At 58.9% G+C, this 13,394-nt stretch carries 13 protein-coding genes; 3 read left to right on the top strand and 10 right to left on the bottom strand.

What is annotated here, in order from left to right:
- Positions 1-86: 86 nt before the first annotated feature.
- From ubiB to ubiE, 3 genes are read right to left on the bottom strand one after another with little or no spacing between them, the layout of a single operon-like run.
- Positions 87-1,691: a ubiquinone biosynthesis regulatory protein kinase UbiB gene (ubiB, locus tag ACYZTS_RS05695; protein ID WP_028621768.1), complete on the bottom strand. Its 1,605-nt coding sequence runs from the start codon at positions 1,689-1,691 to the stop codon at positions 87-89.
- Positions 1,688-2,311 (bottom strand): ubiquinone biosynthesis accessory factor UbiJ, encoded by a 624-nt coding sequence (locus ACYZTS_RS05690; protein WP_461994642.1) that lies wholly within the window; start codon positions 2,309-2,311, stop codon positions 1,688-1,690. Before ACYZTS_RS05690 ends, ubiB begins: the two co-directional genes overlap by 4 nt.
- On the bottom strand, positions 2,311-3,081 hold the full coding sequence (gene ubiE, locus ACYZTS_RS05685) for a bifunctional demethylmenaquinone methyltransferase/2-methoxy-6-polyprenyl-1,4-benzoquinol methylase UbiE (RefSeq protein WP_007948968.1): 771 nt from the start codon (positions 3,079-3,081) through the stop codon (positions 2,311-2,313). The genes ACYZTS_RS05690 and ubiE overlap by 1 nt, the downstream gene beginning before the upstream one ends.
- 153 nt (positions 3,082-3,234) lie before the next feature.
- Between ubiE and ACYZTS_RS05680 the strand changes: the two genes are divergently transcribed.
- The 3 genes from ACYZTS_RS05680 to ACYZTS_RS05670 all read left to right on the top strand — a co-directional run bounded on the left by ACYZTS_RS05680 (position 3,235) and on the right by ACYZTS_RS05670 (position 5,097).
- Positions 3,235-3,510, top strand: coding sequence for a polyhydroxyalkanoic acid system family protein (locus tag ACYZTS_RS05680; protein ID WP_461994640.1), 276 nt, complete (start codon positions 3,235-3,237; stop codon positions 3,508-3,510).
- Positions 3,511-3,755: 245 nt separating this feature from the next.
- Positions 3,756-4,178 (top strand): phasin family protein, encoded by a 423-nt coding sequence (locus tag ACYZTS_RS05675; RefSeq protein ID WP_028621765.1) that lies wholly within the window; start codon positions 3,756-3,758, stop codon positions 4,176-4,178.
- Positions 4,179-4,188: 10 nt separating this feature from the next.
- Entirely contained in the window at positions 4,189-5,097 is a 909-nt protein-coding gene (locus tag ACYZTS_RS05670; protein WP_461994638.1) for a phasin family protein, read from the top strand.
- Positions 5,098-5,262: 165 nt separating this feature from the next.
- On the opposite strand, the gene ACYZTS_RS05665 is transcribed toward ACYZTS_RS05670, so the two are convergent.
- From ACYZTS_RS05665 to hslV, 7 genes are all read right to left on the bottom strand, one after another.
- Positions 5,263-5,883: a TetR/AcrR family transcriptional regulator gene (locus ACYZTS_RS05665; protein WP_461994636.1), complete on the bottom strand. Its 621-nt coding sequence runs from the start codon at positions 5,881-5,883 to the stop codon at positions 5,263-5,265.
- Between the two features lie 27 nt (positions 5,884-5,910).
- Positions 5,911-7,593, bottom strand: a complete 1,683-nt coding sequence (gene phaC / locus ACYZTS_RS05660; RefSeq protein ID WP_461994634.1) for a class II poly(R)-hydroxyalkanoic acid synthase — start codon at positions 7,591-7,593, stop codon at positions 5,911-5,913.
- Positions 7,594-7,708: 115 nt separating this feature from the next.
- On the bottom strand, positions 7,709-8,563 hold the full coding sequence (gene phaZ / locus ACYZTS_RS05655; protein WP_028621761.1) for a poly(3-hydroxyalkanoate) depolymerase: 855 nt from the start codon (positions 8,561-8,563) through the stop codon (positions 7,709-7,711).
- 138 nt (positions 8,564-8,701) lie between these two features.
- Positions 8,702-10,381, bottom strand: coding sequence for a class II poly(R)-hydroxyalkanoic acid synthase (gene phaC / locus ACYZTS_RS05650; protein ID WP_461994632.1), 1,680 nt, complete (start codon positions 10,379-10,381; stop codon positions 8,702-8,704).
- 256 nt (positions 10,382-10,637) lie between these two features.
- The gene (locus ACYZTS_RS05645) at positions 10,638-11,018 is read right to left on the bottom strand and encodes a gamma-butyrobetaine hydroxylase family protein (protein ID WP_461994631.1); all 381 of its coding nucleotides are present in this window, start codon (positions 11,016-11,018) and stop codon (positions 10,638-10,640) included.
- Positions 11,019-11,226: 208 nt separating this feature from the next.
- Positions 11,227-12,567, bottom strand: coding sequence for an ATP-dependent protease ATPase subunit HslU (gene hslU / locus ACYZTS_RS05640; RefSeq protein ID WP_028621758.1), 1,341 nt, complete (start codon positions 12,565-12,567; stop codon positions 11,227-11,229).
- A gap of 48 nt (positions 12,568-12,615) precedes the next feature.
- Positions 12,616-13,152: an ATP-dependent protease subunit HslV gene (gene hslV / locus ACYZTS_RS05635; protein ID WP_461994629.1), complete on the bottom strand. Its 537-nt coding sequence runs from the start codon at positions 13,150-13,152 to the stop codon at positions 12,616-12,618.
- Positions 13,153-13,394: the final 242 nt, after the last annotated feature.

The raw sequence follows: 13,394 nt of genomic DNA, 5'->3' as shown, positions 1-13,394 counted from the left end.
AGCTTCAAGCTGCAAGTAAAAAACAATCTGCGTCGTGTGGCCAAAGGGCTTGAAGCTTGAAGCTTATCGCTTGCAGCTCATTCGTGCTATCGACGCACGACCAGATACAAACCCACCGCCATCATGATTGCTGCCGGCCAGTAAGCCAGTTCGTTCAACGGGCCGCCGATCGCCAGTACCGCACCGCCGGCCAGATGCGCGGTGCCGAGCAGGCGCAGGAACCAGTCGTCACGGCGTCGATGCCAGGGTGGTGGCGGGTCGTAGGCGTGCGGTTGCGACATGCGTTCGAGCAGGTCACGCGCCATGTTGGCCAGGTGCGGCAACTGCTCGAACTGGCTCTGCACGTTGCCGAGCAAGGTTTTCGGGCTGACGCGCTCGCGCATCCAGCGTTCGAGGAACGGCTGCGCGGTGTTCCACAGATCAAGGTCCGGGTACAGCTGACGACCCAGGCCTTCTATGTTCAACAAGGTTTTCTGCAATAGCACCAGCTGCGGTTGCACTTCCATGTTGAAGCGTCGAGCGGTCTGGAACAGGCGCATCAACACCTGGCCGAAGGAAATATCTTTTAACGGTTTTTCGAAGATCGGCTCGCAAACCGTGCGGATCGCCGCTTCGAATTCGTTGAGTTTGGTCTCTGCAGGCACCCAGCCGGAGTCGATGTGCAATTGCGCGACGCGCCGGTAATCACGCTTGAAGAACGCAAACAGGTTGCGCGCCAGGTAATCCTGATCTTCTGGCGTGAGGCTGCCGACGATGCCGCAATCGATGGCAATGTACTGCGGGCTCCACGGGTTCACGGTGCTGACGAAGATGTTGCCGGGGTGCATGTCGGCGTGGAAAAAGCTGTCGCGGAACACTTGGGTGAAGAAGATCTCCACGCCGCGTTCGGCGAGCATTTTCATGTCGGTGCGTTGATCGGCCAGCGTCGCGAGGTCGGTGACCTGAATGCCGTAGATGCGCTCCATCACCAACACTTTCGGCCGACACCAGTCCCAATAGACTTGCGGCACGTACAGCAGCGGCGAACCTTCGAAGTTGCGCTTCAACTGGCTGGCGTTGGCCGCCTCGCGCAGCAGGTCAAGTTCGTCGTAGATGGTTTTTTCGTAGTCCTGCACCACGTCGACCGGGTGCAGCAGGCGAGCGTCGGCTGAAAGTTTTTCGGCGGCGCGGGCGAGAATGAACAGCCACGCCAGATCCTGCGCGATGATCGGTTTCAGGCCCGGTCGAATCACCTTGACCACGACCTCTTCACCGGTTTTCAACTGCGCCGCGTGAACCTGTGCCACCGAGGCCGAGGCCAGTGGTTCAACGTCGAAACGGCTGAACACTTCGCTGATCTTTTTGCCCAGTTGTTCTTCGATCAGCCTGATGGACACTTGCGAATCGAACGGCGGCACGCGGTCTTGCAACATCATCAGTTCATCGGCGATGTCTTCGGGGAGCAGGTCGCGGCGCGTGGACAGAATCTGCCCGAACTTGATGAAGATCGGCCCGAGGTCCTGCAAAGCCAGGCGCAGGCGCGCACCGCGGCTGAGCTCCAGCGTTTTGCGCGGAAACCAGCGCCACGGCAGCGCATAGCGCAGCGCCAGCAGGAACCACGGCAACGGCAACGCGAACAGCAAGTCGTCGAGGCGGTAGCGGATCACAACGCGCTGAATGCGCAACAAACGGCGGACGGCAAGCAGCTTCATGCGTTATCGCTTGGGTCGAGGGATCGGGAAAGGCGCTCGAAGCGCGCCTCGAGACGTTCCAGATCGAGTTTGATCTGGTCCAGTTCACTGAAACGGGCTTCGGCTTCGCGCTGGCCCACCAGGGTGCGCGACTCTTCGGCCAGGTATTCGCCGAGGTTCTGGCCGAGGGCGGTAAAACCCTGCTGATACCAGCGAGCGCGGCTGCGCAGGTGACCGCCCACCAGAGGTGTAGCGATCGGGCCGAGCCAGCGCGAGAGTTCGTACTCCCAGTCCAGCTCGAGGTCCTGAAGAATGGCCGCCAGCTCCAGGAGCACGCCGCTGTCGCCATCGAGTTCGACCTCCGGGCCATGCAGGACGGCGGTCTTGTCTTTGCTCAGCGCCAGTTTGAGCAGGCTCGAGGCCGGGGCGCGCAATGTGCAATCGGCGCCGGACTCCCATTGCGACGCGAGCATCAGGCCTTCATCGCTCGGCAGGATGAACACGTTGAGCGCCGGGCTGCGGCATTCGACCGCAATCACTTTGCCGCTCAAATGCGCCAGACGCGGCAGCGCGGTGCTGTCGAGACGCAGCACGCGGTTTACACCGAGTTCAACGCTGGCGAGCAGCCCGGCCAGCAACATCAGGGCTTGATGCCGCGGTGCAAGGCGACAATGCCTGCGGTCATGTTGTGGTACGTGACGCGGTCGAAACCGGCCTCGACCATCATCGACTTCAAGGTTTCCTGGTTCGGGTGCATGCGGATCGATTCGGCCAGGTAGCGGTAGCTTTCCGAGTCGTTGGTGATCAGCTTGCCCATCAAGGGCATGAAGGCGAACGAATAGGCGTCGTAGGCTTTGGACATCAGCGCGTTGGTTGGTTTGGAGAACTCCAGCACCAGCAGGCGGCCGCCCGGCTTGAGTACGCGCAGCATGGAACGCAGGGCGTCTTCCTTGTGCGTTACGTTGCGCAGGCCGAAGGCGATGGTCACGCAGTCGAAATGGTTGTCCGGAAACGGCAGTTTTTCCGCGTCGGCCTGAACGAATTCGACGTTGCCGGCCACGCCCAGATCCAGCAGACGGTCGCGACCGACCTTGAGCATGGATTCGTTGATGTCAGCCAGTACCACCTGGCCGGTCGGGCCGACGAGGTGCGAGAATTTTTTGGTCAGATCGCCCGTGCCGCCGGCGATATCCAGCACCCGGTTGCCGGTGCGAACGCCCGACAGCTCGATCGCGAAGCGCTTCCACAAACGGTGCATGCCGCCCGACAGGAGGTCGTTCATCAAGTCGTATTTGGCGGCGACGGAGTGGAACACCTCAGCGACTTTTTCCGCTTTCTGGCTTTCCGGAACGTTTTTGAAGCCGAAGTGAGTGGTGGGTTCGGCATCGCTGCCTTTGCGCTGATCAGTCATATCGCTGTCACCAAAAGAGAATGCGGGACATTCTAATCCCGGTGGCCTGCTTTGTCTTGGCAAGGCTGCAGGTAAGATAGGCAACCATCCGGACGTTTTGCCGCAGTGGCGGTCAAGATGCTCAGGAAGTATTTATTTAGCAGGAGTCATGCAATGGCCCGTATCAGTGTTGAACGTACTCACGACCTGGGCAAGGAAGCGGCCCGCGAGAAGGCCGACAAGTTGGCGCAGAAACTCTCCGAGCAATACGGCCTGGAGCCGCAATGGTCCGGTGACACTCTTAATCTCAAGCGCTCCGGCGTCAAAGGGGCAGTGCACGTCAGTGAGGATTTGATCAGGGTAGATGTTGAACTCGGCCTATTGATGTCGGCCATGAGCGGCACGATCAAGTCCGAGATCGAGAAGGCCCTGGATAAAGCGTTGGTCTGATCTCCAATTAAAATGCGCTCCCCTCTGTAGGAGTGAGCCTGCTCGCGATATCGGTGTATTAGCCGACATCAATGTTGACTGACACACCGCTATCGCGAGCAGGCTCACTCCTACATTTGTTTTGCGGTGCACCCACCGTTCACGTCAGTTGTTAGGGTGCCGTTTCTAATTATTCCCCCTACTTTGTGCCTGAGCCCGACACTTTCACGGGCAGTTCCTCAATCCTTCTGCGCGTGAGGTGCACCATGGCCAAAGTTATTTTGAAGAAAAAAATCGACGCATCGACCACTGCTCGAAGCGACGTCAAATCCTATGCCCGCAAGATCTGGCTGGCAGGCCTGGGCGCTTACACCAAGGTCGGCCAAGAGGGCAGCGAGTACTTCCAGGAGTTGATCAAGGCTGGTCAAACTGTTGAAAAGGAAGGCAAAAAAGTAGTGGCTGAAAAACTTGAAGCCGCTAACGCCGAGATCGATGACGCGAAGAGTGAAGTGAGTACTTTCAAGGGCAAGGTCGAAGTTCAACTCGACAAGGTCGAGAAGGCATTTGACTCGCGTGTTGCAACTGCCTTGAATCGTATCGGCATTCCGTCTAAACATGACGTGGAGACACTCTCTGCTAAGCTCGATGAACTGACGGCATTGCTCGAACGCGTCGCGCGTAAATCTTAAGGAGAACGGGATGGCTGGTAAAAAGAACGCAGATAAAGAAGGCAGCTCGTGGATTGGGAAAGTCGAAGACTATTCCCGCAAAATCTGGCTGGCTGGTTTAGGCGTGTACTCGAAGATCGACACTGACGGCAGCAAGCTCTTCGATACATTGGTTAAGGACGGCGAGAAGGCCGAGAAACTGGCCAAGAACGCAGTCGGCGATAAAGTTGATTCCGCTAAAGATTCTGCAACGTCGGCCAAGTCGCGCATGAGCGGCGTGAAAGATCGCGCAATGGGCAAGTGGGATGAGCTCGAAGGCGCGTTCGACAAGCGTCTGAACAGCGCCATTTCGCGCCTGGGCGTTCCGAGCCGCAATGAAGTCAAAGCCCTGCACAGCAAGGTTGATACCCTGACCCGGCAGATCGAGAAACTCACCGGTGCCAAGGTCGCGCCTGTGGCCTCGAAGACCGCTGCAGCCAAACCTGCAACCAAAGCAACTGCCAAGCCATTGGCCAAGGCTGTCGCCAAACCGGTTGCCAAGACTGCCGCGAAGGCAGCCTCTGCAGCGAAAACCGCGACCAAGACTGTTGCCGCCAAAACCGCTACGGCGAAACCGGCAGCCAAGTCTGCCGCCAAATCGGTCGCAGCAAAAGCAGCACCCAAGCCAGCGACGAAAGCAGCTGCCAAGCCTGCAGCCGCCAAGCCTGCTGCGAAAACTGCAGCGGCGAAACCGGCGAGCAAACCGGCAGCAAAACCTGCTACAGCGAAAAAGCCAGCGGTGAAAAAACCCACAGCACCAAAAGCTGCAGCAGCAAAACCGGCGGCGGCTGCCTCCGCCGCTTCGGCCAGCACCACCAACTCGGCTGCTGCGCCGACCACAGCTGCAAGCCCGACTGCAAACTCGACATCGACTCCGTCGACGCCAACCAGTCAGTCCTGATTTTTCAGGGCAAAAAAACGCCCGGCCTGAAGAGGTCGGGCGTTTTTTTTGAACCACGCCATCCATGTACGAGCTGCCGAAGGCTGCGATCTTTTGATTTTCACGGTCAAAAGATCGCAGCCTCGTTACACTCGACAGCTCCTACAGGGCGTAGGGATGGGCTCGTCAGTCGTGCTCTTCCAGATACTGCAAGGCCAATTGCTCAGTCGCCGCCTTCACCGCTGGCAACAGATGCGGCGCCACTAGCATCATGATCTGGTACACCACCAGCCTCACTTCGCCTTGACGCCCCAGAATCCGCTGATAATCCAGCGAGAACAGCAGCGTCAAGGTGATCTGCTCCACCAGTTGCCCCAACGCCTGAGTGTCGCTGACCAGTTGCCCCCGAGCCTGCAACCGTGCCAGCAATGACGCCAGCGTACGTTTCAGCGCATTGAGCAGATTGCGAATCCCTTTCGCCAGTTTCGGCAAACGGCCCGCCAGGTTCGACAGGTCCTGAAACAGGAACCGGTACTGAGCCAGCCGTTCCACGATCAGATGCAAAAACAGCCAGTAATCTTCCGGGGCCAGTTCAACATCCGGGGGTGGATCCAGCAGTGGCGCCAGTTCCGTCTGAAAGCGTTCGAACAGCCCGAGAATCAACGGCTCTTTGCCGTGAAAGTGATAGTAAAGGTTGCCCGGGCTGATCCCCATTTCGTTGGCAACTTCCATAGTGGAGACGTTCGGTTCGCCCTTGTGATTGAACAATTGCAAAGCACATTCGAGAATCCGGTCGCGTGTTTTCATCCAGTCTTCTTAATGGTTTGTTGCACGTCAGCGGACCCGCACGTAAGTACCGGGTGCAGCCTCCATCGGTGGATAGTTCTGATTGCCAAGCGCCATGTGCGTGGGCTTTTGCGCACCCGAACGTTCTTGAACCCAGCTCAGCCATTGCGGCCACCAACTGCCCTCGACAGGCTTGGCGTCGAAATACCAGGCGCGTGGGTCGCTGCTGAGTTTCGCGCCTTCGATATATGTGGCTTTCGGGTTAGACGGCGGGTTGAGGATGCTCTGCACGTGGCCGCTGTTGGACAGCACGAAGCGCCGCTCACCACCGAGCAGCAAGGTGGAGCGATACACCGCATCCCAAGGCGTGATGTGATCGTTCATGCCGGCGACGCTGAAACTGTCCACCGTGACTTTCTGCAAGTCGATTGACGTACCGCACACTTCGAGACCGCCCGGATGGCTCAGCGGGTTGTGCTTGAAGAAGTCCAGCAGGTCGCCATGCAGGGCGGCGGGCAAGCGCGTGTTGTCGTTGTTCCAGTAGAGGATGTCGAACGCTGGTGGCTCCTTGCCCAGCAAGTAGTTATTGACGAAATAACTCCAGATCAAATCGTTGGGGCGCATCCAGGCGAACACCTTGGCCATGTCCCGACCGTCGAGCACGCCCTTCTGATACGAGCGACGTTTGGCCGCCTCCAGCGTTTGCTCATCGGCGAACAGGCTTGCAGGCGTGTCCATCTGGCTATCGAGCAGGCTCACCAGGTACGTTGCGCTGGACACCCGTCGTTGCTGCCGCTTGGCTTGCAAATGTCCCTGCAGTGCGGCGATGGTCAGACCTCCGGCGCAGGCACCCATCAGGTTAACCTCGCGGGCGCCGGTGATCGCCCGGCACACATTCATCGCTTCTTCGGCGGCGGCTACGTAAGTCGACAGACCCCACTCGCGATGACGAATGTCCGGGTTGCGCCAGCTGATCACGAAGGTTTGCAGGCCGTTTTTCAGGGCGTACTGAATGAAGCTGTTGTGCGGGCTCAAATCAAAAATGTAGTACTTGTTGATTTGCGGCGGCACGATCAATAACGGTTTGGAATACTGCTTTTCGCTCATCGGCTTGTACTGAATCAGCTCGAGCATTTCATTGCGAAACACCACGGAGCCCGGCGTGGTCGCCACCGTTCTGCCGACTTCGAAGGCTTGCTTGCTGACCTGCCGGGGCAGGCCGTCGTTGTGCAGGAAATCGTCCAGTAGGTGGCTGACGCCGCGCACCAGGCTGTTGCCGCCGGAGTTGAAGATCTCTTTCACCGCCAACGGATTGAGCAAGGTGTTGGACGGTGCCATGGCGTCGTTGAGCAAGGAGAAAGCAAAATGCGCGCGAGCTCGGTCATCCGGGGGCATGTCGCTTTCGTCGATCCAGTTTTTTACCTGCTTTTGCCAAGCCAGGTAGGCCTGCAGGCTACGACGATAGAACGGATTAAGGCTCCACGCCGGGTCGGCAAAGCGGCTGTCCTGCGGATTGGTCGGGTGCAGGGTTTCACCGAGCAGGACGCGACCCAATTGACCGCCGAGTTTCAAGGCGTGACGAGCGGTGTGCAGCGGGTTGCGCAAACCATGGGCGGCGACGCTGCGCAGCGTCGACAACATATCCTGGCCACGCACACCGGTGATCGCAGTCTGAGCATTGATATACGTGGCGGGCGTCGTTAGAGACTCCCTTGCGGGTCTGTCGCGCATGACTCAACACTCCTTCGTCTTCAGGCCAAAAACAAACACACCGAACCAGAACACCATAGACGCTGTAACGGGTTGTTGCGCGGTGCGGCTTCCTGCCGAACCGATGACGGGTTGATTAACTGCCCAGTGGTGCCGGGTGTGGATGCATGACGGCGCGCTGCCGTTCTTCCTGAAGGAATCGCATGATGATCGGAGCAACCGCTTCGGCCCGGGTGATCAGGAACAGGTGGCCGTCATCAATGATGTGTAGCTCAGCGTTGGGAATGCGCCAGGCCAGCACGCGCATGTTGATCAGCGGGATCAGCGGATCGTCGTCGCCGGCGAGCACCAGCGTCGGCTGATTGATCTTGTGCAGCCAGTGAATGCTGGTCCAGCCAAGGCCGGCGAACAGTTGCCAGTAATAGCCGAGCTTGCCCGCCGAGCGCACTTTCGCCGCGTGCCGCGCGGCAAGGGTTGGATCGCGACGGAACGCGCCGCCGTAGATCATCGGCGCAATGCGAATGACGTGGGACGGCTGGATGTAGCGGCGAGGGCTGGCCATCATCCACAAGACTTTCGGCTTGCCCGGCACCATCACCGCGCCCGCCGCCGTGGCCGCGAGCACCAGTTTTTTACAGCGCTCGGGATAGTCGTAGGCAAACTGCTGGGCGAGGGCGCCACCCCACGACACGCCGATCACGTTGACCTGGCCGTAGTCGAGGTAGTCGAGCATCCGCGCCGTGAGTTTGGCCAGGCCCGGAAAACGATACGGTCGATTCGGCGTCGACGAGCCGCCAACCCCGGGAACGTCGAAGGCAATGACTTCGAGGTCCGGGTCCAGCGCTGCGACAAATGGAAACACCAGCTCCAGGTTGGCGCCGATGCCGTTGAAAATCAGCAAGGGCGTCAAATGAGGCTTGCCGGGGCGCACCGCCGTGCGGAGGGTCTGGCCATCCAGGTCGACGGTACGAAAAATGAACGGTTGCGGCATGCTTCAGGCCCTGTGGGTGAATTCAGCCCCAAATCCCTTGTAGGAGCTGCCGCAGGCTGCGATCTTTTGAATTAAGTTTGAATCAAGATCAAAAGATCGCAGCCTGCGGCAGCTCCTACAGGGGGCGCGGGGTGTCAGTTACCGCTCATGTACATAAGTGCCCGGCGCAGCTTCGCCGACCGTGTAAGTCTTGTTGCCCAGTTTCGTCGGCGCCTTCTTCAGGTTGCCCGAACGTTCCGCTTGCCATACCTGCCAGTGCAGCCACCAGGAGTCAGTGTGCTTGGTGGAGTTTTCCTGCCAGTCCTCGGCCTTGACCGGCATTTCGCTGCTGGTCATATACCGTGACTTCGGGTTGCCCGGCGGGTTCAGAATGCTTTGGATATGTCCGCTGCTGGACAGCACGAACTCGACGTTGCCGCCAAACAATTGCGCGGACTTGTAGCAGGATTTCCACGGCGTGATGTGGTCGTTGGTGCCGGCCAGAGAGAAGATGTCCGCCGTGACCTGCTTCAGGTCGATTGCCGTGCCGCACACTTCAAGTGCATTGGGACGGATCAGTGGATTGTTTTTGAACATCTCGATCAGGTCGCCATGGAACGCGGCGGGCAACCGGGTGGTGTCGTTGTTCCAGAACAGGATGTCGAACACCGGCGGCTCATTGCCGAGCAGGTAGTTGTTAACCCAGTAATTCCAGATCAGGTCGTTGGGACGCATCCAGGCAAACACTTTCGCCATGTCGCGCCCTTCCAGTACCCCGGCCTGATAGGAATGGCGCTTGGCCGCCTCCAGGGTCTGCTCGTCGACGAACAGCGCAACGTCGCTGTCCAGCGTGGTGTCGAGCACACTGACCAGCAGCGTGAGGGCGTTGACTTTGTTCTCGCCGATCGCCGCGTAATGGCCAAGGAGGGCGGTGCAGGTGATGCCGCCAGAGCACGCGCCGAGCATGTTCACGTCTTTGCTGCCGGTGATCGCGGTGACCACGTCGACCGCTTCCTTGAGCGCTTCGATGTAGGTCGAGAGCCCCCACTCGCGCTGCTCCTTGGTCGGGTTGCGCCAGCTGACGATGAACGTCTGCACGTTGTTGCGCAGGCAGAAGCGCGCCAGGCTCTTGTCCGGGCTCAGATCGAATACGTAAAATTTGTTGATTTGCGGCGGCACCACCAGCAAGGGCCGCTCATGCACTTGCTCGGTGATCGGGCGATACTGGATCAGCTCCAGCACGTCGTTGCGAAATACCACTGCGCCCTCGGTCACACCGAGACTCTTGCCGACTTCGAAGGCGCCCATGTTGACCTGGCTGGGCATGCCGCCGTTGTGCACCAGGTCTTTGGCAAGGTGCGAGAGGCCGTCGAGCAGGCTCTTGCCACCGGTTTCAAAAAAGCGTTTGAGCGCTGCCGGGTTCGCCGCGCTATTAGTCGGGGCCATGGCTTCAGTCATGAGGTTGATCACGAAGTGCCCGCGCGCGACATCCTTGGGCGGCAGGTTACTGTCGTCGACCCATTCGTGAAGCTCCTTGCGCCACGCCAGATACGTTTGCAGATAACGTTTGTAGAGCGGGTTCTGGCTCCAGGCCGGATCGGCAAAGCGTCGATCATCGCTGGCGGGTTGCAGTTCGGATTTACCGAACAGCACGTTCTTCAGTTCCAGGCCAAAATGTGCAACATGCCTGGCACTGTGAATCGGTTGTTTGATGGCTTGCCTGAGCACCATCCGAGCAGACGCCAGTAGATCCTTTCCACGTAGCCCAACGACAGGATTCAGCCCGAGAGTGTTTTCCGAGGCCTGATACTTCAAGTCATCGTTATTCTGTTTACTCATCTACGACGCTCCATTGTCCTGAGACGAGTACCGGATCCAGCCATGTAGTCACACAGCCAATGCCAGGTACTACTGCTCGGGGTGACCGTTGATTCTGCCGCTGCTTTTCAGTTCAGAGAGCACTGCAGGGAACTTGCCAGCTCCATTGGTTACCCGAGTTTGTTTTTTTTCGCAAGCAGGCTGATGACTGCCCTCGCGGTCAGGCATTCAAGCAAATGGAGTTAGAAAATGCGCCCTAATGGGCAAGAAGCTCGAGTTAGAGCATCAGCTTGACGATCGACTCGTTCGGATCGCGGGTCTTTCCGGCGGCTTTCAGTTCAGCAAGATAATCGTTCCACAGATCATCCTGACGCACGCCCAACTGGTAGAGGTATTCCCAAGTGAACAGGCCACTGTCGTGACCGTCGTCGAAAGTCAGTTTCAGCGCGTACTGACCGGCCGGTTCGACCTTGGTCAGACCGACGCCGATCTTGCCAAATTGCAGGATGGGTTTGCCGTGGCCCTGGACCTCGGCGGAGGGAGAATGCACGCGCAGAAATTCGGCGGGCAGGTGATGTTCCTCGCCGGACGCGTATTTCAGCGAGAGGGTTTTCGAAGCTTTGTGCAGCTTGATGTCGGTGGGCAGTTGGGTGGGCATGAGCCGGTCATCCGTCGAGAGGGTGGCGGGTGATCCTGTGGCGAGGGAGCTTGTCGAATCGTCGCACCGTCCCGCTCGGCTGCGCAGCAGTCGTAAAGCCGGCGAATGAGGTTTTTTCGATTATCCGCATTCGCCGATTTCGGGATCGCTTCGCGACCCAGCGGGAGCAAGCTCCCTCGCCACAAAAGCCGCTCACACAAAATGTGTCCTACAGGATATAACGCGACAGGTCTTCGTTCTGGGCCAATTCACCCAGGTGGCTGTTGACGTACTCCGCGTCGATCATGATCGCTTTCTCGTCATGCGCGCTGGCCAGATCACCTGCACTGAAAGACACCTCTTCCAGCAGACGCTCGAGCAAGGTATGCAGGCGACGGGCACCGATGTTCTCGGTCTTTTCGTTGACCTGCCAGGCGATCTCGGCAATGCGCTTGATGCCGTCCGGCTTGAATTCGATGGTCAGGCCTTCGGTTTTCAGCAGCGCACAATATTGCTCGGTGAGCGACGCGTGTGGCTCGCTGAGAATGCGTTCGAAGTCGCCCGGGGTCAGCGCCTTGAGTTCGACACGAATCGGCAGGCGACCTTGCAGTTCGGGCACCAGGTCGCTCGGCTTGCTCAAGTGGAAAGCACCGGAGGCGATGAACAGGATGTGGTCGGTCTTGACCATGCCCAGTTTGGTGTTGACCGTGCAGCCCTCGATCAGCGGCAGCAAGTCGCGCTGCACGCCTTCACGGGACACATCGGCGCCGCCGACATTGCCGCGCTTGGCCACTTTGTCGATTTCGTCGATGAACACGATGCCGTGCTGTTCGACCGCTTCCAGCGCTCGGGCCTTCAACTCTTCTTCGTTGACCAGGCGCCCGGCTTCTTCCTCGCGTACCAGCTTCAGCGCTTCCTTGACCTTGAGTTTGCGGCTCTTGCGTTTGCCCTTGCCCATGTTGGCGAACAGGCTCTGCAACTGGTTGGTCATTTCTTCCATACCAGGCGGCGCGGAGATATCGACGCCGGCCATTTCGGCGACTTCGATTTCGATTTCCTTGTCATCCAGCTGCCCTTCGCGCAGACGCTTGCGGAACAGTTGGCGAGTGTTGGAATCGGCTGAAGACCCGGCGTCTTCGTTGTTGAAGCCCATGCGTGCAGGCGGCAGCAACGCATCGAGGATGCGCTCTTCAGCGGCATCTTCCGCGCGATGGCGAACCTTGGTGATTTCCTGCTCGCGAAACAGTTTGATCGCCGCGTCAGCCAGATCGCGAATGATCGATTCGACGTCGCGACCGACGTAGCCGACTTCGGTGAATTTGGTTGCTTCGACTTTGATGAACGGCGCGTTGGCCAGCTTCGCCAATCGACGGGCAATTTCGGTTTTACCGACACCGGTCGGGCCGATCATCAGAATGTTCTTCGGCGTAACTTCTACGCGCAGTTCTTCCGGCAGTTGCATCCGGCGCCAGCGGTTACGCAGCGCGATGGCGACGGCGCGCTTGGCATCGTCCTGGCCGATGATATGGCGATTGAGTTCATGGACGATTTCACGGGGAGTCATGGACATAATATTTGCGGTCCTCAAGCAAAAGTGAGCCGTGGCGTTAACGCCGAATCAGGCTTCTTCTGCGAGGTCCTGCTCCTCAATGGTAAAGGTATGGTTGGTGAATACGCAGATGTCGCCGGCGATGCCGAGCGCGGTTTCGACAATGTCCCGGGCCGACAGATCGGTACGCTTGAGCAGCGCGCTGGCAGCCGCTTGAGCGTAGCCGCCGCCGGAACCCATGGCTATCAGGCCTTCTTCAGGTTCCACGACGTCGCCGTTGCCGGTGATGATCAGCGACGCATCTTTGTTGGCGACGGCGAGCATGGCTTCGAGGCGGCTGAGGGAGCGGTCGGTGCGCCATTCTTTGGCGAGTTCGACGGCGGCGCGCACGAGGTGACCCTGATGTTTTTCGAGCTGGCCTTCAAAACGTTCAAAAAGGGTGAAGGCGTCAGCGGTGGCCCCGGCAAACCCGGCGATGACTTGCCCGTGGTACAGGCGACGAACTTTCTTCGCGTTGCCTTTCATCACGGTATTGCCGAGAGAAACCTGGCCGTCGCCGCCCATGACGACTTTGCCGTGGCGGCGAACTGAAACGATGGTGGTCAAGGGAGAGTCTCCACGCAGCGGGGCGAAAATGCCTTATGCCAACTCATATGGGGGTGGTGGAAAGGATTTCAACCGGCGAGAGCGCAGAGAGACGAGCGGCGAATGATGACTGAGGCGAGGGGATTTATCCCCGTTGGGTCGCGAAGCGGCCCTGGAGGCTGCGATCGCGGCGTATCGGATACACCGCGAACAACGGTTTTACGACTGCTTCGCAGCCGAACGGGGATAAATCCCCTCACCAC

Source organism: Pseudomonas sp. TMB3-21 (assembly GCF_054898145.1).
This window is presented reverse-complemented; position numbering and strand designations above follow the sequence as displayed.